Source organism: Hyunsoonleella jejuensis, from assembly GCF_900111025.1.
GTDB classification, from domain to species: Bacteria; Bacteroidota; Bacteroidia; order Flavobacteriales; family Flavobacteriaceae; genus Jejuia; species Jejuia jejuensis.
The window spans coordinates 262,909-289,088 of sequence record NZ_FOFN01000002.1 but is presented as its reverse complement, the minus strand read 5'-3'; the positions used below and the strand labels follow the sequence as shown (position 1 = coordinate 289,088).

The window sequence follows — 26,180 nt, the reverse complement described above, 5'->3', positions numbered from 1 at the left end:
TATACGTTTAATTTATTAGATTTGAAACAAGGCGCCACAATATAATGAATTATATAGTGCTTCCCTTAGATATTAGGTGTATGGTAAATTTTAGAAGTTTGGTGATAATCTTGACTCTTTGTAGAAAGCATCTAAGATTGAAATCACCTCATCTTCCGTATCCACCAAATGAATTAAATCCATGTCTTTTGGACTAATATTTCCGTTCTTTTCCAAAAGTGTGGATGTAATCCAATCGATTAGTCCTTGCCAAAAGGATTTCCCAACAAGTATTATGGGAAATTTTTCACTTTTATGAGTTTGAATAAGTGTCATGGCCTCAAATAGTTCATCAAGTGTCCCGAAACCACCTGGCATTACAACAAAGCCTTGAGAGTATTTAACAAACATTACTTTTCTAACAAAAAAATAGTCAAAATCTAAGCTTTTATCAGAATCTATATAGGGATTATCATGCTGTTCAAAAGGCAAATCTATGTTTAATCCTACCGATGTGCCTCCACCTAAGTGAGCGCCTTTATTACCAGCTTCCATAATACCTGGACCTCCTCCTGTAATAACACCGTACCCTGATTCTACAATTTTTTCCGCAACTTTAACGGTTAATTCATAGTATTTATCCTCTGGTCTTGTTCTAGCTGAACCAAAAATAGAAACACATGGGCCTATTTTACTCATTTTTTCGAAACCGGTAACAAACTCGCCCATAATTTTAAATATGGCCCAAGAATCATTAGTTTTAATTTCGTTCCAACTTTTATGTCTTTGTTCTTTTCTCATTAAAATTCATCTATTTTTTATGCGCAAAATAACAAAAGCATATCAAAAAAGGGATAAACTTAAGAAAAGTTTATCCCTTTTTTGTGTCATGTAATAATACATTTAAAGCGGTTTCCTGCCTTGTACGATATTATGAAGTAATGCAACAATCTAAAGTATACTTCTCATGATAATAAAGTTTCTTGATTCCTAAAACAGCTTAAGGATTATTCCTGTTACTTAATTGATTTAGAAGCAGTTGGACTAGCTTATTTTTTAAACAGGCTCTTAAGAGACTTCAATTTCTCTCTTCAAAAATTTTGCTGTGTAGCTTTTTTTATCCTTAATGATTTCCTCTGGGGTACCTTCTGCCACAATTTTTCCTCCACCATTTCCACCTTCATACCCAATATCGATAATATGATCTACTGTTTTTATAACATCCAAGTTATGTTCAATAATCAAAACGGTATTCCCTTTATTTACCAACTTATTTAAGACTAACATTAAAACGCGAATGTCTTCGAAATGCAACCCTGTTGTAGGTTCGTCTAAAATATAGAATGTGTTGCCGGTATCTCGTTTGCTTAATTCTGAAGCTAACTTAATGCGTTGGGCTTCTCCTCCAGACAATGTAGTACTTTGCTGCCCCAAGGTAATATAGCCTAAACCAACATCTTGTATGGTTTTAAGCTTTTTATAGATTTTTGGAATGTGCTCGAAAAAGCCAACAGCTTCATCTATGGTCATGTTTAAAACATCACTTATGTTTTTGCCTTTATACCGAATTTCTAGGGTTTCCCTGTTAAACCGTTTGCCTTGGCAGGTTTCGCATTCTACATAAACGTCAGGTAAAAAATTCATTTCAATTACCCGTAAACCACCACCTTTACAGGTTTCACAGCGTCCGCCAGCAACATTAAAACTAAAACGCCCTGCTTTATAGCCCCGAATCATAGCTTCTGGTACTTTGGCAAACAAACTTCTAATTTCGTCAAATGTTTTGGTATAGGTTGCGGGGTTACTTCTGGGAGTTCTGCCTATTGGTGATTGGTTGATGTCTATGACTTTATCGATATGCTCCAATCCTTTGATGCTTTTGTAAGGCATCGGTATTTTTACGCCATTAAAATAATGTGCATTTAAAATAGGATAAAGGGTTTCGTTAATTAGAGTAGATTTTCCGCTACCTGAAACTCCTGTGACGCCTATCATCTTGCCTAAAGGGAATTTAACCGAAACGTTTTTAAGATTATTCCCGGTACACCCTTTCAGTTCCAAAAATTTGCCATTGCCTTTCCTACGCTTTTTAGGAACCTCAATTTCTTTGTTACCATTGAGATAATCTGCAGTAAGGGTATTGTGTTTTTTTAGCTCATTAGGATTACCAATGCTTATAATTTCTCCACCATATTTCCCTGCTTTTGGCCCAATATCAATAACATAATCGGCACGTTCAATCATATCTTTATCGTGCTCTACAACTATTACTGAATTTCCAATATCACGAAGGGAGATTAATGAATTAATTAGTTTTTCGTTATCGCGTTGATGAAGGCCAATACTAGGTTCATCTAAAATATATAATACGCCTACGAGTTGAGACCCAATTTGGGTTGCTAACCTTATACGTTGTGCTTCACCGCCTGATAACGATTTTGAGCTTCTATTTAATGCCAAATAATCTAAACCTACGTCGAGTAAAAACTGTAATCTTGTTTTTATTTCTTTGACAACCTCTTCAGCTATCTTTAATTGAGTTTCAGATAGATAGTTGTGTAACTTGTTAAACCATGCTGTTAATTCTACAATATCTGTACTAGCAAGTTCAGCAATATTCTTATTATTAATTTTAAAGTATAATGATTCCTTTTTTAACCTTGAACCTTCACAAACAGGACACTTAATTTTATCCATGTATGCTTTTGCCCAACGTTTTAAAGATGTTGAATCTGCAGTGTTATATTGGTTTTCTATAAAATTAGCAACACCTTCAAAATCTATTTTATAATCTCGGGTTACACCTAGGGTTTTACTTTCAACTGAGAATTTCTCCTTCCCACCAAATAAAATGACTTGCTTAGCTTCTTCAGGAATATCTTTATAAGCATCTGTAAGTTTAAAATTAAAGCGTTGTGCAATGGTTTCAAACTGTTTGAAAATCCAACTTTTCTTTTCTGGTCCATGCGGTGCTAGTGCTCCGTTTTTAATTGACAGAGAATCATCAGGAATAATTTTGTTTATATTCACTTGGTACAGCTCTCCAATACCGTTGCATTTAGCACAGGCACCTTTTGGCGAGTTGAAAGAAAAATTATTGGGTTCAGGGTTAGGATAGGAGATTCCAGAGGACGGACACATTAAATTTCTACTAAAATAGCGAACTTTGTCAGTATCTTGATCTATAACCATTAAAACATCATCACCGTGATACATAGCGGTATTAATGCTTTCTGAAAGACGTTTATCATTGTCAATATTGTCATTAACCACCAAACGATCTATAACAATCTCAATATCGTGCGTCTTATAACGGTCTAGTTTCATGCCTTTCACAAGGTCTCTTATTTCGCCATCTGTTCTTACTTTAACAAAGCCTTGTTTTGCTATTTGTTCAAAGAGCTCACGATAATGTCCTTTCCTTGAGCGCACTGCTGGCGCTAAAATATTAATACGTTTCCCTTTAAAATCTTTTAAAATAAGGTCTTTAATTTGTTCGTCACTGTAGCTTACCATTTTATCACCTGTATTGTAACTGTAGGCATCGCTTGCTCGCGCAAACAATAAACGCATGAAATCGTAAATTTCGGTAATAGTGCCTACCGTGGAGCGAGGGGATTTACTGGTGGTTTTTTGTTCTATGGCAATTACAGGGGATAAACCATCTATTTTATCAACATCTGGTCGTTCTAAACCACCCAAAAACTGACGTGCATATGCAGAAAATGTTTCAATATAGCGCCGTTGGCCTTCAGCATAAATGGTATCAAAGGCAAGTGAGGATTTTCCGCTTCCAGACAAACCTGTAATAACTACCAATTTCTCTCTAGGAATAGAAATATCAATATTTTTTAGGTTGTGCACTCTGGCACCTTTTACCTCAATTTTTTCTTCAAATTCAGTCATAGCAACGCAAAGTTGCGAAGTTACGTCTTTTGAGTTTAAAAATAAAGTAGGGTTGATGTTATAAAAGCGTTAAAACCCGACGCAATTAATCTGTCTTGATGTCTGAAATTTCCAATCCAAAAAATAATATTTTATGAAATGTAGGCAGTTTTACTCCAGTTTCGGCAATTTGCCAATTGCTCCAAGTTGCTTCTAAACCGTCTATGGGCGATCTAGAATCCCACATGTTAAAACTTTTGGGTTTGCCAGAATCATCAAAGTGCCATAGGTACGTATTTTTATTTTTATAACTTACTAATAAGCCAGATGTATCGTTAGGAAGTTTTACAAGTTTTCGAGAAACGCCCTGGTCAAATACTTGAAAAGGTGCAATAAGCCAAAAAACATCCTTTTCAAAATAGTTTTGCGCTTCATTTACTAAATCCTCTCCCATATCACCCTCAATAATAAATCCGTGAACATAGGCCTTACTCTCATTATGGTCTTTTAAATCGAGCTTTATTTTGTAATCTTTCCAAAAAACATTACAAATATCTTTGGTTTTTTCCCATTCGTAGTGTCTCCTGTTTTTAAAGGTCCATTCAATGTAATCAGTACTTGTGTAAGCCTCATAGTTTAAGGATACAAGCATTTTTGTTGCTAAATCATCGGCAGATTTACCTTCGGTACCTAATGGAAGGTCTTGATGGTGTTTAAAGTATAAAAAACCAAAAAACAAGAAACTTGGAAGCGTTAAAAAGATAACTACTCCAAGAATGATTTTTATTGGTTTCTTCAGTTTCATTATTTAAAGTAGATTGAGGCTTCTACATGTCTAAAGTATCAAATATCATCGAGTTAGAGAAATAAAACACTTAAAAACCGATGGCGGTATCGTCACCTCGATAATCTGCGCCACCTTCGAGCGCATCGTCCTCTAAAACAAGTATTCCATCTACTTTGCCTAAAATTTTTGATTCGCGTTCTTCTATAGGGTACCCCAAATTTTCCAGTTTTGTTTTTAGCAGGTCATCAAATGCATTTGGCTCTGCTAGAATATGATTTGGCAGCCATTGATGATGAAAACGTGGAGCATTTACGGCTTGTTGCATGGTCATGTTAAATTCGTGTACATTTAAAATGGTTTGAAGAACAGATGTGATTATGGTTGAGCCCCCTGGGGTACCTACAACCATGAATAGCTTATTATTTTTTTCTATAATTGTTGGTGTCATAGAGCTTAGCATGCGCTTTTCTGGAGCTATGCTATTGGCCTCGCCACCAATTAATCCAAACATATTAGGCGTTCCTGGTTTGCTGCTAAAATCGTCCATTTCATTATTAAAAAAGAAGCCTAGTTCATTGCTGTATAGTTTGGAGCCATAAGCACCGTTTAGAGTGGTTGTAACCGCAACAGCATTTCCAAATTGATCCACAATAGAATAATGCGTAGTTTCAGTGCTCTCGTTAATTTGAATATTTCCATGGGACAAAGATTCAGATGCTGTTGCTTTTTCAAAAGAAAAATTCCGCATACGGCCACTTAAATACGCTCTATTCAAAAGAATACTGACCGGTATTTTTACAAAATCTGGATCGCCTAAATAAAAACTCCTATCTGCATAAGCACGCCTTTCAGCTTCTGTAATGGTTTGAATTGTTTTTAAGGAATTATACCCATAGTCGTTTAAAGGAAAAGGTTCTAGCATTGTCATTATTTGTCCTAAACAAATACCGCCGCTTGATGGTGGCCCCATTGAAATAATATGCAAATCATCATAATTAAAAGTAATGGGTTTTCGCCATTTCGCTTTATAGCTTGCCAAATCTTCTTCTGTTATAATGCCGCCATGTTCTTGTATAAATTTTACTATAACTTTAGACGTTTCGCCTTTGTAGAACTCGTTTCTTCCATATTTTAAAATACGCTCCAAGGTTTTGGCTAAGGCCGCATGCTTTATGGTGTCTCCAGCTTTCCATTGTGCGTCAAAAATGATGGAATCTTTATTAACTTTCTTAAAAAATTGCTGGTAATGCTGAATTCTTTTTTCCTGTTTGTTAGTAACCACAACGCCTTTCTTTGCTAATTCTATTACTGGCTTTAAAAGACTTTCAAGAGGTAATGTCCCAAATTTTTTATGAACCTCAAAAACACCTGCAATAGTTCCCGGTACGCCAATGGAAGCAACACCCAAAGTACTTTTACCTGGTATTACGTCTCCGCTATCATCTAAATACATATCTCTAGTTGCTGCCAAAGGGGCTTTTTCTCTATAATCTAGAGAACCTATATTTCCATTTGCACTTCTATAAACCATAAAACCGCCGCCGCCTAAATTACCAGCAACAGGATATGATACCGCTAACGCCAGTTCTGTAGCCACCATAGCATCAAAGGCATTACCACCAAGTTGGAGAATATCTATACCTATTTGCGATGCTTCAGCCCGAGCAGAAACTACCATGGCATTTTTTGCTATTACACCTCTGTTGTCATTGGTTTTCCTTAGCTCTTTTTTGCATTTAAAACATAGAAAACAGAAAAGTAAAAATATAGGAATAGACCTCATCATACGGTACGGTTTAATTCAATGATTTTTTTGTTTGAAAAAGCTATAAGTTCTTCAAAAAAAGCGGTGAATTCTGTTTCAAATTCACTATAAAACTCCTCTAGTTCATTCACAGCTTCATTCATGCCAGACCTATTTTGGGTTCTTCTGTTCATGCCAGACAATACCTTTGCAATACCATTGATAGACGCGTAGCTTAAGAGCCAATTATCAGCAATCATGTATGGCATCATTTTTTGAATTCGTGCTGGAAGTATCGCAAAATTATCTTCAAGTGAGGCATAAAAATGTTCAACATACAGTTTTAATGGAACATTGCTATAATTCTGCCAATTTTTTGCCAAGAAGTGGTCGTATAAAATATCAACGATAACACCTGAATAATGACTATATTTTTCATGAAGTCGCTTGGTGCTAAGTCTTACGGTTTTATGAGCATCAGTAAAGGTGTCAATATGGCGATGAAGAAGTATTCCTATTTGAATTTCCTTGGGATATTTTTTATAACGATGCCCCTTGATGCCATCTGCAATAAAATTCCCAATAGTTACCAAATCGTTATCCCCAGAAAGGTAAATATGCGCTAAATAGTTCATTGTGGAAATTTACGTAATTCCAGTTTAAGAAATACAATTTTGAAACTGTATATTTGTGCTTAAACTTTAAAAATACGACATGACTCTTATAAAATCTATCTCAGGAATTCGAGGAACCATAGGCGGAACCATAGGCGAAAATCTAACGCCAATCGATGCAGTAAAATTTGCCGCGGCTTATGGCGCTTGGTTAAAAGAAAATCGTAAAAAAGAAAACTACAAAGTTGTAGTTGGACGAGATGCGCGAATTTCTGGAAAGATGATACAAAGTTTGGTGATGCAAACTTTAGTAGGGCAGGGCATTCATGTTGTAGATTTAGGCTTATCCACTACACCAACTGTTGAGGTTGCAGTACCTATGGAGCATGCCGATGGCGGTATTATTTTAACTGCAAGCCATAACCCTAAACAATGGAATGCATTGAAACTTTTAAATGAAAAAGGAGAATTTTTGGATGCCGTTGAAGGCGCAAAAATTTTAGAACTTGCTGAGAGCAATACCATTGAATTCGCAGATGTGGATAACTTAGGTAAAATCACCAAGAATAAGGCGTATTTTGATTTACACATCATAGAAGTTTTAGATTTACCATTAGTAAATGTAAAAGCTATAGAGGCAGAACGTTTTAAAGTAGTTGTTGATGGCGTAAATTCTACTGGAGGTGTTGTAATTCCTTTACTATTGGAGCGTTTAGGTGTTCATGTGATAAAGTTATATTGTGAGCCTAACGGGCATTTTCCTCATAACCCAGAGCCTTTAAAAGAACACTTAACAGATTTATCGGACGCTGTAAAAAAGCACAAGGCGGATTTTGGTATTGTGGTAGATCCTGATGTGGACCGTTTAGCTTTTATGGATGAAAACGGAGATATGTTTGGTGAGGAATACACCTTAGTGGCCTGTGCAGATTATGTGTTGAGCCGCACTCCAGGAAATACTGTGAGCAACATGAGTTCAACACGAGCACTTAAAGATGTTACTGAAAAACACGGTGGTACCTATGAAGCCTCAGCAGTAGGAGAGGTAAATGTGGTAAAATTAATGAAGAAAAATAAAGTAGTTATTGGTGGCGAAGGCAATGGTGGTATTATTTATCCTGAGTTGCATTACGGAAGAGATGCCTTGGTTGGTATAGCCTTATTTTTAAGTTTATTAGCTGATAAAGGCATGAAGGTTAGTGAGTTGCGTAAAACATATCCTAACTATTTTATGAGCAAAAAGAAAATTGAGCTAACCCCAGGTTTGGATGTCGATGGCATTTTAAAAGCTATGGAAGACCGTTACCAAAACGAACAACTAACTACTATTGACGGGGTAAAAATAGATTTCTCTGAAAGTTGGGTCCATTTACGTAAAAGTAATACAGAACCTATTATTAGAATCTATACTGAAGCAAAATCCCAAGAAGAAGCCGATAGTTTAGCCGATAAGTTTATTGAGGAGATTAAAGCGATTGCTAACTCTTAGAGTTTATGGCTTGTTGGTAGTGAATTACTTGGGGGATTTGTCCCTATGTTTCCAACGTTTATGTGTCCAGAGATAATACTCAGGAGCTTCATGTATTTGATCCTCAACTAATTTTAAAAAGATGTCAGTAATTTGATAATCTTCAAATTCCTTTGGATTGAGCGTTATCGTTTCGAACGTAGTTTCGTAATACCCGCGTTTTACTTTTTTAACTTTGAAGAAAACAACAGCCATGTCTAGTTTTTTTGCGAGCATTTCTGCTCCAGTGTGCACAGGTACGTTAACACCCATAAATTGATTCCAATGAAATGCTTTATTAAGTTTGGGGGATTGGTCTGAGACAAAACCATTTATAGATAAAATCCCTTCTCGCTTTTGTTGTATCAATGTTGGGATAATCTCTTTTGTAGTAATTAAGTAGCTGTTATATTTAGCCCTAATACGCTTTACTAGCCTGTCAAAATATTTATTAGCCAATTGTTTGTAAACAGCATTTCCTCTTGACTTCACGTAAGTTTGAAGTATGAAAATCCATTCCCAGCTCCCATAATGCGCGCACATTAATATTATACTTTTGTCTTGTTTTTCTATATCTTGAATTAAATCGACGTTAGTAAACGTAAAACGTTTTTTCATTTCACTTTCAGAAATTGTCAGGGATTTAACAGATTCTAAAATCATATCGCATAAGTGGTGATAAAACACTCTAGTAATTCGCTTAATTTCTTCTGGAGATTTTTCAGGAAACACTAAATTCAAGTTGCTGGCAACTACCTTTTTTCTATAGCCAAAAATTCGATAAATTAATAAGTATAGCACATCAGAAACAACATATAATATCCTAAAGTGAAGAATAGAAATTAAATATAATAGAGGATAAAGAAGAATATACGCTATAAAATGCATTTATAAGTTTTAGATTTGTAAGCGCAAAGATATGTTAATTTGATTTTAAACGTTTACTAGGTTATGGGCAATTTAGATATTATTACTATCGTGATTATCGCTGCCAATGTAATGATTTCATACAAAGGCTTCAACGATTTTAGTTTTTTTGAAAAATATAAATTTAATATCGGTGCTATTCGTCGTGGCGAGCAGATAAGAATGTTTAGTTCTGGGTTTTTACATGCAGATACTACACATTTATTTTTTAATATGTTTGCCTTATACCTGTTCTCTGATTTGGTGATTTTTGATATAGGGAAATTCAATTTCTTTATCGTTTATATAGGCAGTTTATTAGCAGGAAACCTACTGTCTTTATACTTTCATAAAAATGAATATCATTACAGCGCAGTAGGCGCTAGCGGTGCGGTTACAGGTATATTGTATTCGGCTATTTTATTACGTCCAAAACGTGATTATTACTTTTTATTTTTGCCCTCAAGAATTGGAGACGTAGATTTGGGAATACCTGGTTTTGTTTTGGGCATTGGTTATTTGTTGTATTCTATTTACGGTATGAAAAAACGTATTGGCAATATAGGGCATGATGCGCATTTTGGAGGTGCTGTTGGCGGTTACTTCATCACCTTAATTTTAGTACCCTCGCTATTACAAAACAACCTTTTAATGGTAGCCATACTTGCTATACCTATTGTGATACTTTTTGTTTTACAAAAGATGGGGAAAATATAAGGGCATTATTTATTCTAGTTGGCATAACTATTGAAAATAATACTTTAAGAAAGCAACTGTAAACTGATTAAATACCTGATATTCAGTTGTTTTTAATTATGAATAATGAATTTGAAAAAAGTACATTTTAGTTTTAATGACAGAATGACTTATATAGCAATATGAAGAAATCTAATTTAATTACATTTGACAGTTTGTCATTACAGGATTTTGATGAAAACTCAGAATTAATTCCGTTAATGACACCAGAAGATGAAGAGGCCATAAATAATGAACAGCTCCCAGCGTCTTTACCTATTTTATCCTTACGTAATACGGTATTGTTTCCCGGAGTAGTTATTCCTATAACGGCAGGAAGGGACACTTCCATAAAACTCATTAATGATGCCAATAAAGGCAGTAAGGTTATTGGAGTTGTGGCCCAAAAGGACGAAACTATAGAAAACCCAAAAGCGAAAGATATTTTTAGCATCGGTACCGTAGCTCGCATTTTAAGAGTTTTAAAAATGCCAGATGGTAACGTTACGGTTATCATACAAGGTAAAAAACGGTTTAGAGTAGAGGAAGTAGTAACTGAAAAGCCTTATATAACAGCGACCATTCAGGATTTACCTGAAGCTAAACCTGCTCAAAAAAACAAGGAGTTTTCTGCAATAATAGACTCTATTAAAGATTTAGCCTTAGAGATTATTAAGGAGAGTCCAAATATTCCCAGTGAAGCATCTTTCGCCATTAAAAATATTGAGAGCAATTCATTTTTAGTGAATTTTGTGTCTTCAAACATGAATCTTTCAGTTTCTGAAAAACAGGAACTTTTAGAAAATAACGATCTTAAAAGTCGTGCGTTGGCAACATTAAAGCACATGAATGTTGAATTTCAAAAGCTAGCGCTAAAAAACGATATTCAGTCTAAAGTGCAAATGGACATGAGCCAGCAGCAGCGCGAATACTTCTTGCACCAACAAATGAAAACCATTCAAGAAGAACTTGGAGGTGTTAGTCATGACGAAGAGATAGACGAAATGAAAGCCAGGGCAAAAGACAAGCTCTGGGATGAAAACGTTGCTAAACATTTTGAAAAGGAAATAGGGAAGTTGCAACGTATGAACCCGCAAGTATCAGAATATTCGATACAGCGCAATTATTTGGAACTAATTTTAGATTTACCATGGAATGAGTTTAGCGAAGACTTATTCGATTTAAAACGCGCTAAAAAGATTTTAGATAGAGATCATTACGGTTTAGACGATGTAAAACGCAGAATTATAGAGTATTTAGCGGTTTTAAAATTGCGTAACGATATGAAGTCGCCTATTCTTTGTTTGTATGGTCCTCCGGGTGTAGGTAAAACGTCCTTAGGTAAATCTATTGCCGAGGCCTTAGGACGGGAATATGTGCGAATGTCCCTTGGTGGTTTACGCGATGAGGCAGAGATTCGCGGACACCGTAAAACTTACATTGGTGCCATGCCAGGGCGCATCATTCAAAGCTTAAAAAAAGCGGGAACTTCAAATCCTGTGTTCGTATTGGATGAAATAGATAAGCTATCAAATTCGCATCAAGGCGATCCATCTTCTGCTATGTTGGAGGTGCTAGACCCTGAACAAAACAGCGAGTTTTATGATAATTTCCTAGAAATGGGTTACGATCTTTCTAAAGTGATGTTTATTGCCACATCTAACAGTTTGGCAACGATTCAACCTGCATTGAGAGACCGTATGGAAATTATTAACGTTACGGGGTACACTATTGAAGAAAAAGTAGAAATTGCTAAAAGACATCTACTACCAAAACAGTTGAAAGAGCATGGTTTAGATGCGTCGCATTTAAAAATCGGCAAGCCTCAGTTAGAAAAAATAGTTGAAGGATACACACGCGAATCTGGTGTACGTGGTCTAGAAAAACAAATAGCAAAAATGGTGCGTCATGCTGCTAAAAATATTGCTATGGAAGAGGACTATAACATTAAAGTTACCAACCAAGATATTATTGAGGTGTTGGGAGGTCCTAAATTAGAACGCGACAAATACGAGAATAATAATGTTGCTGGGGTAGTAACCGGTTTGGCGTGGACGAGTATTGGTGGTGATATTCTGTTTATCGAATCTATTTTATCTAAAGGAAAAGGCACATTAAGTATTACTGGTAATTTAGGTAAAGTAATGAAGGAATCTGCTACAATAGCGATGGAGTATATTAAATCTAATGCAGATAAATTTGGTGTTAATCCTGAGGTATTCGAAAAATATAACGTACATATTCACGTACCAGAAGGAGCAACACCTAAGGATGGCCCTAGCGCAGGCGTTACGATGTTAACATCTTTAGTGTCCTTGTTTACACAGAAAAAGGTTAAGAAAAGTTTAGCAATGACGGGTGAAATAACACTTCGTGGAAAAGTGTTGCCAGTTGGAGGTATAAAAGAGAAAATTCTAGCAGCAAAACGCGCCAAAATAAAAGAAATTTTGTTGTGTGAGGATAACAGACGTGATATTGAAGAAATAAAACCAGAATATCTTAAGGGATTAACGTTTCATTACGTTACGGATATGAGCCAGGTGATAGATATTGCCATAACTAATCAAAAAGTTAAAGATGCTAAAAAGCTTTAAAGCTTTAATGTTCATTTTGTTGTTTTGTGCTGGCAATATAATGTTGGCACAAAACAAAGCTACTTATAAAGATGTTTTGCTAAACGGAAAGCCAGCGAAATTAAATTTGTCAACTGGTGAATTTATTCTTGTTGACGGTCTAAATACGGATACCATAAAACCTTTAGGGTTTAATTCTGATACACCAATAAAAGGCGTTGATACTTCAAAAATTTCAGAAGTAAAGGTTGTTCAGAAAGATACAACAGTAATAAGCAACAATGCGCCCGTTTTTCATGTTGTGAAATCAGGTGAAACCTTATTCGGATTAGCGAAAAAATATGGTGTTTCCTTAAATCAATTAAAAGAAGCAAACAATTTGGAAACTACATTAATTAGTGTTGGGCAAAAACTCAAGGTAAATTACTTTGATAAAATTGTAGAATCCGCAAGTTTTTACATCGTCAATAAAGGTGATACCTTATATAGTATCTCAAAAAAGAATGGTACTACCGTTAAAGTTTTGATGCAATTAAATGGATTAAAAAGCAATAATATTTATATAGGCCAAAAACTTCGCCTCAAATAGAAATATCCATACCTAAAAAATAAATACTACATGCTATCGTTTTAAGATAGATTCATTTACTTTGCGAGGTAAATATGCTAAGGAAAATTATTACTCTATTTTGTTTCTCGTTAACAGCTCTTGCTATGGCGCAAGTAGGAGGTGAGAGCACCTATCAGTTTTTAAACTTAGTATCTTCTCCAAGACAGGCCGCTTTAGGCGGTAAAGTGTTTACCAATGTTGATTATGATGTTACACAAGGTCTATTTAATCCAGCAACAATTAATGTTGAAATGGATAACCAGCTAGCATTAAATTATACGAGTTACTTAGGGGGGATAAGTTACGGTACGGCATCTTATGCTTATACTATAGACAGGCGTACGCAAACCATTCATGGAGGCATTACCTATATCAACTATGGCGCTTTTGATGGTTATGACGAGAACGGAGTTTCTACAGGTACTTTTACAGGTAGCGAAACGGCGTTATCAATAGGTTACGCTTTACAAATTGGGTATTCTGATTTTTACTTTGGAAGTAGTTTAAAGTTGATAACCTCAAAATTGGAGCAGTACAATTCCTTTGGTGCTGCAGTAGATTTAGGTTTGTTATATATCGATGAAGATTTAGATTTTCATGCGGCACTAGTTGTGAGAAACTTAGGATCGCAAATAACAACATATGCGGGTTTAAACGAGCCCTTACCTTTTGAAATTGGTTTTGGCATGTCGCAGACTTTAGAACATGTGCCAATTAGATGGCATGTAACTTTTGAGAATCTTCAAGATTGGCCAATAGCGAGACCTAATCCTGCTAGGGTTACGAGCGATTTATCAGGAAATCAAACTCAAGAAAAAATAGGTTTCGTTGGACAATTAATTAGGCATACTATTCTTGGTGCAGAATTATTCCCCGAAGGCGGTTTTAATATTCGATTAGGTTATAATTTCAGACGTGGTGAGGAGTTAAGAATAATCGATCAACGCAATTTTTCTGGTCTTTCCGCAGGGTTTTCAATAAAACTTAACAAATTGAGATTTAGCTACACTCATGCAAAATACACTAGTGCAGCTAATTCTAATTTCTTCGGATTGCAAATTGATTTACAATAATAAAATGGCATTAAGTGTTATATAATCTATATTAAAAATTATAGTACTTTTAACTTTAGAGCACTTTAAGTACTTTAGCCGTTTCAAACTCTTACAATGAATAAAATCACCATAGCTATTGATGGTTACTCTTCTACAGGAAAAAGTACTGTTGCAAAACAGCTGGCTAAAGCTCTAGGTTATATTTATGTTGATTCTGGTGCCATGTACAGAGCGGTTACGCTCTATGCTTTTCAAAACGGACTGATTTCTAAAGGCGACTTTAATAAAGAAGCACTTATCCATCAATTAGACAAAATTGAATTGAGTTTTAAGTTTAACGACGCTTTAGGTTATGCTGAGGTATATCTTAATGGTGAAAATGTAGAACGTAAAATACGTACTTTAGAAATTTCCGGTTTTGTGAGTCAAGTTGCTGCAGTCGCGGAAGTGCGTGCAAAATTAGTTGTTATTCAAAAGAAAATAGGAGAGGATAAGGGTGTGGTTATGGATGGTCGCGATATTGGTACTGTGGTGTTTCCTAATGCTGAACTAAAACTTTTCATGACAGCATCTGCAGAAAAAAGAGCGCAACGACGCTACAAAGAACTTAAAGAACGCGGTGATGACATAACCTATGAAGCAGTATTGCAAAACGTTACCGAACGTGATTATATTGATAGCCATCGCGAAGAGTCGCCATTAATTAAGGCGAAAGATGCTATTGAAATTGATAATTCAGATTTGACTTTAGAGGAACAGTTTGAAAAAATTTTGCGTTTGGTGAAAATGACTACTGAAGGGATTGAATAAAAAAGGTTGCCAATTTAGAAATGACAACCTAATTCAGTAAACTTACTTTCTATACCTTATAAATTCGGGATAATCAATTCTTGATCTGGATAAATCAAATCTGGATTTTTTAGTATATCAGAGTTTGCCTTAAAAATAGCTTGGTATTTTGAAGGATTCCCGTAATACTGTTTTGCTATTTTACCAAGTGTTTCACCGCTTTTTACGGTATGACGATGATATACACTAGCGTCTGCCACTTTAATATCTGCCATAATATCGGAAGGGTTTTCACCTCCTATTTCTTTTATTTTATCCCAGAGCAAGTCTTTTTCATAAGGTGTATTTGCTGTACCCCATACTTTTAATTGTCCGTTTTCTTCTTTTACGTCTCCATTTTGGATGTTTAATTTTTCACCTAACTCCAAAACGGGTTGATATTTAGCTTTTACCATAATAATTAGTGTTTTTAATAGTTAACTTTCCGCAGAACAATATACAGATTTTTTTGAGTTTTACTTATTTCTTAAGGCAAACAAATTTATTTAAACATAGTTTTTATCATTCATAATAAAGACACCAATAGCTAGCATACTTTAACTAACGTTTATTCAATAACCTTCTTTAGTAGGGCCCTTTGATTGCACGCATGATAAACTTTTGTTTTTCATACCATCAACGGCAGAAAAGCCTAACCTAAAAGGCATATACCGAATACAGATTATTATAGTGCTCTAAATTTTTAAAAAATTAGGCTAATTGTTTGAAAATGTATATTTTTGCACTCCTTTTTAGCGCAGTATCGAAAAGATAAAGAGGAGAAAAAAAATTTTATAACACTTCTGTGTGTTAAGCGGTTAACTTTTCGAAGCATACAGAATACAAATTTAATGATCAGCACATGGCTGAAGAAAAAAAACAAGCTGAAGACCAAGTAATGGTTGAAGCTACAACTGTTGAAGCTCCAGAGGTTTCTGAAGCTCAAAAAAATCCTGAAAAATTCTTAAAAGAGTTTAACTGGCACAACTATCAAGAAGGTATTGATGAGGTGGACGACAAGCAACTTGAAGAATTTGAAAAACTAGTAGCAGAAAATTTCGTAGATACTTTAGATGACGAGGTTGTTGAAGGTACTGTAATTCATATTACCGACAGAGATGCCATTATTGATATTAATGCAAAATCTGAAGGTGTAATTTCTTTAAACGAATTTCGCTACAATCCAAACCTTAAAGTAGGCGATAAAGTAGAAGTATTGATTGATGTGCGTGAAGACGCAACGGGTCAATTAGTGTTATCTCACCGTAAAGCGCGCGTAATCAAGGCTTGGGATAGAGTGAATAAAGCACACGAAACTGGAGAAATCGTTAATGGTTTTGTTAAGTGTAGAACTAAAGGTGGTATGATTGTAGATGTATTCGGTATCGAAGCATTCTTACCAGGTTCTCAAATTGACGTGAAGCCTATTAGGGATTACGACCAGTACGTAAATAAAACTATGGAATTTAAAGTTGTGAAAATCAACCACGAATTCAAAAACGTAGTAGTGTCTCATAAAGCGCTTATTGAAGCCGATATCGAGGAACAAAAGAAAGAGATTATTGGTCAGTTAGAAAAAGGTCAAGTATTAGAAGGTATCGTGAAGAACATCACATCTTACGGTGTATTTATTGATCTTGGTGGCGTTGATGGTTTAGTTCATATCACAGATTTATCTTGGTCTAGAATTAACCATCCAAATGAAATCGTAGAATTAGACCAAAAACTTAACGTTGTAATCCTTGATTTTGATGAAGATAAATCAAGAATCCAATTAGGCCTTAAGCAATTAAGCAAGCACCCATGGGAAGCTCTTGGAGAAGAGGTGAAAGTTGGTGATAAAGTAAAAGGTAAGGTAGTTGTAATTGCAGATTACGGTGCATTTATCGAAGTTGCTGATGGTGTTGAAGGATTGATTCACGTTTCTGAAATGTCTTGGTCTACACATTTACGTTCTGCTCAAGATTTCGTTTCTGTAGGAGATGAGGTTGAAGCGGTTATCTTAACTTTAGATAGAGAAGATCGTAAAATGTCTCTTGGTATCAAGCAATTAACGCCAGATCCATGGACAGATATTACAAGCAAATACCCATTAGGATCTAAGCATACAGGTGTTGTACGCAACTTTACAAACTTTGGTGTTTTTGTTGAATTAGAAGAAGGTATCGACGGATTAATTTATATCTCTGATTTATCTTGGACTAAGAAAATTAAGCACCCATCTGAGTTCTGTGCAGTTGGAGACAAACTTGATGTTATAGTTCTTGAGTTGGATGTTGAAGGTCGTAAACTAAGTTTAGGACATAAGCAAACTACTGAGAACCCTTGGGATAAGTACGAAACTGAATTTGCTTTAAATTCAACGCACACTGCTGCCATCTCTGAAATAGTTGACAAAGGTGCTACAATAGAATTTAACGAAGATATCGTTGCTTTTGTACCACAACGTCACTTAGAGAAAGAAGATGGTTCTAAGCTTAAAAAAGGTGAAGAAGCAGAATTCAAGATAATAGAATTTAATAAAGAGTTTAAACGCGTTGTAGCATCTCATGCTGCAATCCACAAAGCTGAAGAAGCTGCAAACGTAAAAGCTGCTGCTAAAAAAGCTGCAACTGCTGCTGCAGAAGCAAAACCTACTTTAGGTGATGCTAACGATGCTTTACAAGCTCTTAAAGATAAAATGGACGGGAAGAAATAATTTTCTGTTGATTTAGATATTTAAAAAGCGACCAATTCGGTCGCTTTTTTTTGTCATTCAGAGCGCAAGCGAAGGAATGTCTGCATCAGAGTAAAATATTCTTCAGTCGTTCCTCCTTCTAATGGACGACTAACTTATATAATTCCAAATATTCTTATACTTAGCCAATTGTGCATAGGTATTTAATATCACTTTATGCTCAGCACTTTTCAGCGAAGGATCGGAAGTCAACACCTTTTTTGCATAAAACCTTGCCTGCTGTAAAATAGCTTTATCCTTAACAATATCAGCTATTCTTAAATTAAGAACACCACTTTGTTGCGTGCCCATAATGTCACCAGGCCCTCGTAACTTTAAGTCCACATCGGCTACTTCAAAACCATCATTGGTACGCACCATGGTTTCTAAACGTGTCTTGCTATCGTTACTCAATTTATGACTTGTCATTAATATACAGTAACTCTGTTCAGCACCACGCCCCACACGTCCGCGTAATTGATGTAACTGCGATAAGCCAAAACGTTCTGCACTTTCAATAATCATTACCGAAGCATTAGGCACGTTCACACCAACTTCAATTACTGTAGTAGCTACCATAATGTGGGTTTCACCCTTTATGAAACGTTGCATTTCATAGTCTTTATCGGCTGGTTTCATTTTACCATGAATAATGGAGATTTGGTATTCTGGTTTTGGAAAATCACGCTCTATACTGGCATAACCGTCCATTAAATCTTTATAATCCAGAGCTTCGCTTTCTTGAATCAACGGATATACAATGTAAATTTGTCGACCTTTTGCAATTTCATCTCTAATAAATCTGAATACATTTAATCGATTAGAATCATAGCGATGTACGGTTTTAATAGATTTTCTCCCCGGTGGCAATTCATCAATCACCGAAATGTCTAAATCGCCATAAACGGACATGGCCAATGTCCGCGGTATAGGAGTAGCGGTCATAACCAATATATGTGGTGGGATGAAAGCCCCTCCAACCTCCCCACTGGGGAGGCTTTTTAACTCTTTCCCTATATAATTTAAAACGTTATCTAAATCTCCTAATACTTGTTTGTTTGTGAATCGTATGACTTTGAATCCAATTTCGTTTAAAATTTTGGTACGCAGTTCGTCGGCTTCTTTTTGTTCAATGGTGGTATGATAACCACCATCAATTTCAATGATTAGGTTTTTTTCAATACAAATGAAATCAACGATAAACTCATCAATGATGTGCTGTCTTCGAAACTTATGGTCTAACTTTTTACCACGTAAAGATTCCCATAACGCACGTTCGGCTTCAGTGGAATGTTTTTTATTTTCTATTTGTAATTCTTTAAGCAGTTTATAAACAGAAGGACGCGCAGTCATATATTTCATGCGTACCGCTTTGGCTTCCTCCCTTTGGGAGGACTGAGGAGGGCTCTTTTTCCACAACTTACTTCTTTGTTTGACTCCGAAGCGATGTTGTTCGTCTATTATTGCAAGTCCTAAATTTGCGAATTTTACTTTGTCTTCTAATAGAGCGTGGGTGCCTACTAAAATCTGTAATTGTCCGTTTTCTAGGTTTGCATGGATTTCTTTTCTAACCGACGTTTTAGTGGATCCTGTTAACAGTTTTATGCTTATATTCAATAATCTACACCATTCTTCTAGTCCAGTAAAATGTTGTGTTGCTAAAATTTCAGTAGGTGCCATTAAACAGGCTTGGTAACCGTTATCAAGCGCCATTAGCATCGACATAAAGGCCACGATAGTTTTTCCAGAACCAACATCGCCTTGTAACAATCGGTTCATTTGGGCATTACTTCCTAAGTCGGCTCTAATTTCTTTTAAAACACGTTTTTGCGCATTGGTTAATTCAAATGGCAAATGGTCTTTAAAAAATGAGTTGAAATAATCGCCAACTGTTTCAAACTGAAAACCTTTAATTTTTGACTTGTGAATTAAGTTTTTCAAGATTAGCTGCAATTGAATATAGAACAGCTCTTCAAACTTCAATCTATATTGTGCTTTTGCCAGTAACTCTTGTGTTTTTGGGAAATGTATATTTAATAAGGCTTCAGATTTATTGATCAACTTTAGTTCTGAAAGTATGGATGTCGATAGGGTTTCTACAAATCGTCCTTTAGTTTCTAAAAATAGCTGTTGTACAATTTTACTAACTACACGATTGCTAATGCCTTTATTGCTTAATTTCTCTGTTGAAGGGTAAATAGGTTGTATGCCTGAGCTCAACCCTTTTTTATGCTCATCAATGGTTTCAATATCTGGATGTGGCATACTAAAGCGCCCACTAAACCAATTTGTTTTACCAAATATGACATAAGGCGTATTTAGTTTTAAACTTTCCCTAATCCATTTTTGACCTCTAAACCACACCAATTCCATCGTTCCTGTGTCGTCTTGAAATGTTGCCACCAAACGTTTTCCACGTTTTTGAGCTACCTCCTTAAAGCCAGTGATTTTACCAACAACCTGTATTTCGGCACTGTTTTGCTGAATTTCATTTATTTTGTAAAACCGTGTTCTGTCAATATATCTATTTGGAAATAGATTTAGCAAATCCTGATAGGTATGAATATTTAGCTCCTTCCGTAGCAAATCGGCACGATTAGGACCAACACCTTTTAAATAGTCTATGGGAGTTTGTAGATTAACAGACATAGAGCGAATTTAAGCAAATGTGCTGTAAGTTGGAAGTTAAAAAGGTTCTCGATACAATTTCTCATGCTTCGAAATTACTCGAACTGACATGCAGATAATTTTGGGTAATCTAAAAATGGGCAAGTGCGCCCGCGTTAGGGATTGAACGGCATGTTGGAGCTTCTCGCAGAGAGCGACTAGTGAAAGCCCGACCACGCTTCGAGAGCCTCAGCGACCAAGAGGGGTAACGCCCATATAGATTTTTAAACTCTAATTATTTGCACTTTTACATCGGTATTTCTTAATAATGGTTAAATTTGGGCTTCTTTAAAAACAAACGCATTTAGTTGATGAGAAAGCTTAACGAATTTATTTGGGAAACACATGGTATTCATGCTGGTACTGAACAAGATCATGTAAAACATGGTATCGATAAATTAGAAGATATTATTGATAAGGCTATTGAAGCTGGCAACCCAAGTATAACGTTTATTATACACTCACCAAGACTAACGAGTTTTAGATACATTGCAGAACGTGAGACGAATGTGAAGTTTATTCGTGGGAATCGTTCGTATTTAAATTACCCAAAACGTATTGCTAATTTGCGTGAAAAATACGAAGGGCAAATCAATATTAAATACGGTGTTGAGTTAGAGTGGATGGGGCCAGATTTGGGCTTACAGTGGAGTCGTTCTAAAATTTTTCAGGCTGAAGATGCCGATTATGTGATTGGTTCTGTTCATTTTGCGCCAGAAGGTTTGCCTTATGATGGTTCTAAAGAAGAAGCACAGGAATTACTGAAGCTAAGAGGCAGTTTGGAAAATTATTGGGATGGCTATTTTAATGAAATGATTCAGATGATTGAGAGTTTTGGGGATATGATTCAGATTATTGGCCATATTGATTTGCCAAAACTGAATGTAGATATGCCTGAAGCTTTAATTAATTTTGAAACGAGCGCTCATCCTTTAGCGAATAAATTTCGTACGCTTTTAGAATTAATTGCGGATAGAAATTTATCGCTAGATGTGAATATGGCAGGCGAGTTTAAAGGCGTAGGTGTATATCCAACTCAAAGTATTTTAAGATATGCCAACGAACTGCAAATACCAGTTTGTGTGGGTACTGACACACATCATGTGAAATACTACGGACTGAATTATAAAGAAAGTTTAGAGTACATACAAAAAGCAGGTTATGAGAGTTATGTAAGTTACTCTAAGCTTATTCCAGAGAATAGAACGATTTACGACGATCATGATTTAAAAGTAAAATACACAGTTTTAAATAAGGGTATTGAGTTACTAAATCAGCGTTTAGATGATACGCAGCGTCGTATTATCCCAGACTTTTCTTTTGGGGGTTCTTTTTCTGAATTTGTGGATTTGTATAGAAGCGCTACCAGTATGGGCGAATACAATGCAATTAGAATTAGAAAGTTTGGGAAATCTATAACTGTTACCAACGAAATTCCAAAGAATACACAACGTATTGTAAATGGTTTATTTTCTGAGCATATGGATGAGCCTGGAGTAATATCTTCGCTGTTTAACACCTTAGCTTCGGAAGGTATTAATGTAGAAACAGCACGCTTAAAATCGAATAATGATGGTACTGCCTCCGCGTTTTTATCAATCGATGATTCTAACGGAAATGTATCTACAGCCATGGAATTCCTGAAAGGCACTGATGTTGGGCTTTTTAAAGACCTCACCTATAAAGAGAATGCAATACTACCAAATTACTATAGCAAAGGTGTTTATTTATTAGAAATGGATGGCGTTAAGTTAAATTTGGCTTTAAGCGAAAAAGTTATTTTAACGAAACATCACAATGCACCAGGAGTATTACTTATTCTGTTGTCTGCTCTAGCTTCCAAAAACATTAATATCAAAGATTTGCGATTAGGAAAGCTCAACGAAGTTGGGTATTCTGCACTTGCTGTTAGTGGCGATAGTAATATTATTAGAAACTTATTGACTAAATTAGGCAATCAGTATTATGAAGCTAATTTGATTGAGTTTCATAGTTTTTAACATAATATCTAAATATCACTTTTTGTCAACCTGAACTTGTTTCAGGTTCTCAATTGATGCTTACTAACTTTAAGATTCTAAAACAAGTTCAGAATGACACGTTTGTTTTCTTGTTCATTTGGTTTCTGTAATTACTGTTTGTTTTTTAAAAATCCAATTTTGTTTTTGGAGCAATCTTTGATAGCTTTATCCGTATGAAACGAATCTTTCTTTTCTTATGTTTTTGTGTGAACTTTTTAGTTGCGCAACAAACGGATTATGTTGATTTTAAAACAGCAAAAGCTAAAATTAGTATCAATCCCATAGAAAAACAGGTTGAGGGGCGTATTCAATATCAATTTGAGATTCTAAAGGATATTGATTCTATTTATTTAGATGCTCAAAACATAGCACTTAGTAGCCTACAATTATCAGAAGTTAGACCTCATATACACACTGAATATTTCGAAATACAATATTTAAACAATTCAAAACAAATAATCGTTTATAATAATTTTAAAAAAGAGCAGAATTTTGAATTGATTCTAAATTACGAAACTTCCCCAAAAAAAGCGCTTTACTTTATTGATTGGGAAAATGAAAATGGTGATTTCGAGAACCTCAATCACCAAAGAGGGCAGGTCTGGACCCAAGGTCAAGGCAAATACACCAGTAATTGGTTGCCAAGTATAGATGATATGAACGAGAAAATTGAGTTTGATTTATCCATAACCTTTGATAAAGACTACGAAGTTATAGCAAACGGCAACTTAACAGCTAAACAACTCAACGACTCAACGGCAACATGGCACTACGACATGCAACAACCAATGCCTAGTTACTTAGTAGCCCTAGCCATAGGTAAATACAATAAAAAAGTAGAATACTCCAAAAGTGGAGTGCCTTTAGAAATGTATTATTACCCTGAGGATGCTCTAAAGTTTGAACCTACATATCGTTACACTAAAGAAATATTTGATTTTTTAGAGGAAGAAATTGGTTTTCCTTATCCATGGCAAAACTACAAGATGGTCCCTGTAAAAGACTTTTTGTATGCAGGCATGGAGAATACAAGTCTCAATATGTATTCTGATGCTTTTGTAGTGGATTCTATTGCGTTTGTAGATAAAAATTTTGTGAACATTAATGCACACGAATTAGCGCATCAATGGTTTGGTGATTTAGTAACGGCTACTTCTGGAACCCATCACTGGCTGCAAGAAGGGTTTGCTACTTATTATGCACTTCTTGCGGAAAAAGACATTTTTGGAGAGGATTATTACTATTGGCAATTATACGAATATGCCGAGGAGTTATTAGCTCAGGACAAAGCAGGACAAAGTACCGCCTTGTTAGACCCAAAATCGAGTAGTACGACGTTTTATAAAAAAGGATGTTGGGTGTTGCATATGTTACGAGAAAAGGTTGGAGATGAAGCTTTTAAAATTGCCATTAAAAATTATTTAGAAAAACATCAATTTAAAAATGTAGAGACTAATGATTTTATTTCTGAAGTTGAAAAGAGCAGTGGAGAGGATTTGAGCGAATTTGTTGAGAAATGGTTGGAATCATCAGAGTTATATTTTGAGGATTTAAAGTCATACTTTTTTGCTCATAAAACTACTGTTCATACTGCACATGGAACGAAAGAAGACACGAGTTTATCTCAAGACTATTATCCATTAGATTGCGAAAATCACCCTGAAATCTGTAAGGTGTATATGATTAATTCTAATGATTCATTTCGAAATGCTAGAATAGTTGCCCAAGTAAAAGACCGTATTTCAGAATCTACATTTGCTATCAAGGATATCAAAGTACGTCAAGCTATTGCACAAAACTTAACGGACATTCCTTCAGAATTAAAAGGATATTACGAATCACTTTTAAGCGATAAATCTTATATCACTATTGAAACAGCTTTATTTAATTTATGGAATAATTTCCCTGAGGATAGAACTAAATATTTAAATCAAACTAAATCTGTCATCGGTTTTAATGATAAGAACGTGCGCATCCTTTGGTTGACTTTAGCATTGATTACTGAGGACTATGAGGCTGATAATAAATCAAAGTATTTTCAAGAGCTAACAGATTATACAAGTTCACAGTATGGCTTTGAAGTGCGGCAGAATGCATTTCAATATTTACATCAAATACAAGCTTGCAATAACAGTTGTAAAGAAAATCTAAAGCAAGCGACTTCTCATCATAATTGGCGATTTAAACAATTTGCAAAATCGCTTTTGGAACGGAATTAGGATAAACCTTGTCACCCTGAACTTGTTTCAGGGTCTATTAAAACCGTTTTAGATCCTTAGATTCTGAAACAAGTTCAGAATGACAAACCTTTAGATTACTTTGGTCATTCTTCCCTCGTAATGACGCAATATTATTTTCTACGCTCATTATTAGTAGGGCTTCTACACACCAAACAATCCGCTAAATAAGTGATGGACAATTCGTAAATCCCATCTGTTCTTCCAATATTTGAAGTGTTGAAGTCGTACGAAAATCCGAACCTCAAACGCTCAAACTCTAAACCAACCAAAGCATTTACTGAAGTTAATAGATGACTGTTTCCACTATTCTTAGCAGGATTTGTCACAGCCATGGCGCCAATAAACAGCTTGCTCAATTTGGCGGTTGCAGCTAAATCTAATCTATTATAGGCACCCTGCTGCATATAATTTGCCGAAAGTATCATATCGTTATAATCGTAATAGGGAAATTTGTAATTGGCATGTATGGTATAAAAAATATCTAACGGTACATTGCCATTATCAAAAAATGAAATGTTTGGTTGATTTAAATGTTTAATTGCGGCACCCAACCATAAATCGGTACCATTCGCTCTATTTTTTTTATCAAAAACAAAACCTGCAGTAAAATCTATAAACCCTATATTGTTATTGGCATTAGATGCAAAAGGATCTGCCGATGTTGCATTAACAGTTCCTGCATTTATATTGATTTGATCGGATAAGACTAAATTTCTAAAATTGAACGATTTCATGCCATAACCAACTTCTATAGCTGGTCTAAAATACCAATCGTTATTCAACCCAACGATATAAGCAAAATTGCCATTAAACTGAAAATGATTATAACTCGTGCTATTTTCACGCTGATTTAAAAAACTAAAACCAACGCCAATACCGTCCTTAGCATTTTCTAACCATGTATTAAAAAAGGCATAATTTGTATCCACTTGTAAATCTAAATACGGCCATTGTGTACGATGCATCACTCCAAAATAAGTAGCTTGCTCAAACCCTGAAAAGGCCGGATTTAAGGTTTCGGGCACCATAAAATACTGACTAAAAATAGGGTCTTGCGCTTGTGCTTTAAAACAAAAGCAAGTGATAATGATAATGACATAATACTTTTTGAAATTCATAAAAATTCTGTCAATTCGAGTGAATTTTACGATTGAAATGAGTAAAATTTGTATCGAGAATAAGAATTTTAATCTGCAAATTAGTTCTCGATACAATTTTGAGCTTCGCTCGGTATCTTCAATCAAAATATATTTTGACTTCAATAATCTCAAAATCACTCGAACTGACATATTTGAATCATTTTTATTCAAGAT

General features: G+C 35.3%; 18 protein-coding genes. 9 read left to right on the top strand and 9 right to left on the bottom strand.

The window, feature by feature from the left end:
* Window positions 1-90: 90 nt before the first annotated feature.
* The 5 genes from BMY39_RS07970 to BMY39_RS07950 form a co-directional block, all read right to left on the bottom strand.
* Complete coding sequence (locus tag BMY39_RS07970; protein ID WP_092578361.1) at window positions 91-780, bottom strand: LOG family protein; 690 nt, start codon at window positions 778-780, stop codon at window positions 91-93.
* 267 nt (window positions 781-1,047) lie between these two features.
* Complete coding sequence (uvrA, locus tag BMY39_RS07965; RefSeq protein WP_092578359.1) at window positions 1,048-3,885, bottom strand: excinuclease ABC subunit UvrA; 2,838 nt, start codon at window positions 3,883-3,885, stop codon at window positions 1,048-1,050.
* 85 nt (window positions 3,886-3,970) lie between these two features.
* Entirely contained in the window at window positions 3,971-4,669 is a 699-nt protein-coding gene (locus BMY39_RS07960) for a hypothetical protein (protein ID WP_092578357.1), read from the bottom strand.
* 70 nt (window positions 4,670-4,739) lie between these two features.
* Entirely contained in the window at window positions 4,740-6,434 is a 1,695-nt protein-coding gene (gene ggt, locus BMY39_RS07955; RefSeq protein ID WP_092579171.1) for a gamma-glutamyltransferase, read from the bottom strand.
* Complete coding sequence (locus tag BMY39_RS07950; protein ID WP_092578355.1) at window positions 6,434-7,030, bottom strand: acyl carrier protein phosphodiesterase; 597 nt, start codon at window positions 7,028-7,030, stop codon at window positions 6,434-6,436. The genes ggt and BMY39_RS07950 overlap by 1 nt, the downstream gene beginning before the upstream one ends.
* Before the next feature lie 79 nt (window positions 7,031-7,109).
* On the opposite strand from BMY39_RS07950, the gene glmM reads away from it, so the two are divergent.
* Window positions 7,110-8,498: a phosphoglucosamine mutase gene (glmM, locus tag BMY39_RS07945; RefSeq protein WP_092578352.1), complete on the top strand. Its 1,389-nt coding sequence runs from the start codon at window positions 7,110-7,112 to the stop codon at window positions 8,496-8,498.
* 24 nt (window positions 8,499-8,522) lie between these two features.
* Here the strand turns inward: glmM and BMY39_RS07940 are convergent, their stop codons facing one another.
* Window positions 8,523-9,404 (bottom strand): lysophospholipid acyltransferase family protein, encoded by an 882-nt coding sequence (locus BMY39_RS07940; protein ID WP_092578347.1) that lies wholly within the window; start codon window positions 9,402-9,404, stop codon window positions 8,523-8,525.
* 63 nt (window positions 9,405-9,467) lie between these two features.
* Here BMY39_RS07940 and BMY39_RS07935 point away from each other — a divergent pair, with 63 nt between their 5' ends.
* The 5 genes from BMY39_RS07935 to cmk all read left to right on the top strand — a co-directional run bounded on the left by BMY39_RS07935 (window position 9,468) and on the right by cmk (window position 15,205).
* Window positions 9,468-10,139: a rhomboid family intramembrane serine protease gene (locus BMY39_RS07935; protein ID WP_092578344.1), complete on the top strand. Its 672-nt coding sequence runs from the start codon at window positions 9,468-9,470 to the stop codon at window positions 10,137-10,139.
* Window positions 10,140-10,300: 161 nt separating this feature from the next.
* Entirely contained in the window at window positions 10,301-12,751 is a 2,451-nt protein-coding gene (lon, locus tag BMY39_RS07930) for an endopeptidase La (protein ID WP_092578341.1), read from the top strand.
* Window positions 12,735-13,319 (top strand): LysM peptidoglycan-binding domain-containing protein, encoded by a 585-nt coding sequence (locus BMY39_RS07925; protein ID WP_092578339.1) that lies wholly within the window; start codon window positions 12,735-12,737, stop codon window positions 13,317-13,319. Before lon ends, BMY39_RS07925 begins: the two co-directional genes overlap by 17 nt.
* A 74-nt stretch (window positions 13,320-13,393) precedes the next feature.
* On the top strand, window positions 13,394-14,413 hold the full coding sequence (gene porQ / locus BMY39_RS07920; protein ID WP_092578336.1) for a type IX secretion system protein PorQ: 1,020 nt from the start codon (window positions 13,394-13,396) through the stop codon (window positions 14,411-14,413).
* A gap of 96 nt (window positions 14,414-14,509) precedes the next feature.
* Window positions 14,510-15,205, top strand: coding sequence for a (d)CMP kinase (gene cmk / locus BMY39_RS07915; protein WP_092578334.1), 696 nt, complete (start codon window positions 14,510-14,512; stop codon window positions 15,203-15,205).
* Between the two features lie 56 nt (window positions 15,206-15,261).
* On the opposite strand, the gene BMY39_RS07910 is transcribed toward cmk, so the two are convergent.
* The gene (locus BMY39_RS07910; RefSeq protein WP_177176570.1) at window positions 15,262-15,639 is read right to left on the bottom strand and encodes a LysM peptidoglycan-binding domain-containing protein; all 378 of its coding nucleotides are present in this window, start codon (window positions 15,637-15,639) and stop codon (window positions 15,262-15,264) included.
* A 446-nt stretch (window positions 15,640-16,085) separates the two neighbouring features.
* Here BMY39_RS07910 and rpsA point away from each other — a divergent pair, with 446 nt between their 5' ends.
* The gene (gene rpsA / locus BMY39_RS07905; RefSeq protein WP_092578330.1) at window positions 16,086-17,921 is read left to right on the top strand and encodes a 30S ribosomal protein S1; all 1,836 of its coding nucleotides are present in this window, start codon (window positions 16,086-16,088) and stop codon (window positions 17,919-17,921) included.
* Between the two features lie 129 nt (window positions 17,922-18,050).
* On the opposite strand, the gene BMY39_RS07900 is transcribed toward rpsA, so the two are convergent.
* Window positions 18,051-20,588: a DUF559 domain-containing protein gene (locus tag BMY39_RS07900; RefSeq protein ID WP_092578328.1), complete on the bottom strand. Its 2,538-nt coding sequence runs from the start codon at window positions 20,586-20,588 to the stop codon at window positions 18,051-18,053.
* A 329-nt stretch (window positions 20,589-20,917) separates the two neighbouring features.
* Here BMY39_RS07900 and BMY39_RS07895 point away from each other — a divergent pair, with 329 nt between their 5' ends.
* Both BMY39_RS07895 and BMY39_RS07890 read left to right on the top strand, forming a co-directional pair.
* A complete protein-coding gene (locus BMY39_RS07895; protein ID WP_092578326.1) occupies window positions 20,918-22,606 on the top strand; it encodes a histidinol-phosphatase HisJ family protein in 1,689 nt (562 codons plus the stop codon).
* A gap of 194 nt (window positions 22,607-22,800) precedes the next feature.
* The gene (locus BMY39_RS07890; RefSeq protein WP_092578324.1) at window positions 22,801-24,846 is read left to right on the top strand and encodes a M1 family metallopeptidase; all 2,046 of its coding nucleotides are present in this window, start codon (window positions 22,801-22,803) and stop codon (window positions 24,844-24,846) included.
* Window positions 24,847-24,977: 131 nt separating this feature from the next.
* Here the strand turns inward: BMY39_RS07890 and BMY39_RS07885 are convergent, their stop codons facing one another.
* Entirely contained in the window at window positions 24,978-25,985 is a 1,008-nt protein-coding gene (locus BMY39_RS07885) for a PorP/SprF family type IX secretion system membrane protein (protein ID WP_092578322.1), read from the bottom strand.
* Between the last annotated feature and the right edge of the window lie 195 nt (window positions 25,986-26,180).

Coding starts and splice junctions, on each gene's coding strand:
- BMY39_RS07970 (WP_092578361.1), bottom strand. CDS start 780: ATGAGAAAAGAACAAAGACATAAAAGTTGGAACGAAATTAAAACTAAT.
- uvrA (WP_092578359.1), bottom strand. CDS start 3,885: ATGACTGAATTTGAAGAAAAAATTGAGGTAAAAGGTGCCAGAGTGCAC.
- BMY39_RS07960 (WP_092578357.1), bottom strand. CDS start 4,669: ATGAAACTGAAGAAACCAATAAAAATCATTCTTGGAGTAGTTATCTTT.
- ggt (WP_092579171.1), bottom strand. CDS start 6,434: ATGAGGTCTATTCCTATATTTTTACTTTTCTGTTTTCTATGTTTTAAA.
- BMY39_RS07950 (WP_092578355.1), bottom strand. CDS start 7,030: ATGAACTATTTAGCGCATATTTACCTTTCTGGGGATAACGATTTGGTA.
- glmM (WP_092578352.1), top strand. CDS start 7,110: ATGACTCTTATAAAATCTATCTCAGGAATTCGAGGAACCATAGGCGGA.
- BMY39_RS07940 (WP_092578347.1), bottom strand. CDS start 9,404: ATGCATTTTATAGCGTATATTCTTCTTTATCCTCTATTATATTTAATT.
- BMY39_RS07935 (WP_092578344.1), top strand. CDS start 9,468: ATGGGCAATTTAGATATTATTACTATCGTGATTATCGCTGCCAATGTA.
- lon (WP_092578341.1), top strand. CDS start 10,301: ATGAAGAAATCTAATTTAATTACATTTGACAGTTTGTCATTACAGGAT.
- BMY39_RS07925 (WP_092578339.1), top strand. CDS start 12,735: ATGCTAAAAAGCTTTAAAGCTTTAATGTTCATTTTGTTGTTTTGTGCT.
- porQ (WP_092578336.1), top strand. CDS start 13,394: ATGCTAAGGAAAATTATTACTCTATTTTGTTTCTCGTTAACAGCTCTT.
- cmk (WP_092578334.1), top strand. CDS start 14,510: ATGAATAAAATCACCATAGCTATTGATGGTTACTCTTCTACAGGAAAA.
- BMY39_RS07910 (WP_177176570.1), bottom strand. CDS start 15,639: ATGGTAAAAGCTAAATATCAACCCGTTTTGGAGTTAGGTGAAAAATTA.
- rpsA (WP_092578330.1), top strand. CDS start 16,086: ATGGCTGAAGAAAAAAAACAAGCTGAAGACCAAGTAATGGTTGAAGCT.
- BMY39_RS07900 (WP_092578328.1), bottom strand. CDS start 20,588: ATGTCTGTTAATCTACAAACTCCCATAGACTATTTAAAAGGTGTTGGT.
- BMY39_RS07895 (WP_092578326.1), top strand. CDS start 20,918: ATGAGAAAGCTTAACGAATTTATTTGGGAAACACATGGTATTCATGCT.
- BMY39_RS07890 (WP_092578324.1), top strand. CDS start 22,801: ATGAAACGAATCTTTCTTTTCTTATGTTTTTGTGTGAACTTTTTAGTT.
- BMY39_RS07885 (WP_092578322.1), bottom strand. CDS start 25,985: ATGAATTTCAAAAAGTATTATGTCATTATCATTATCACTTGCTTTTGT.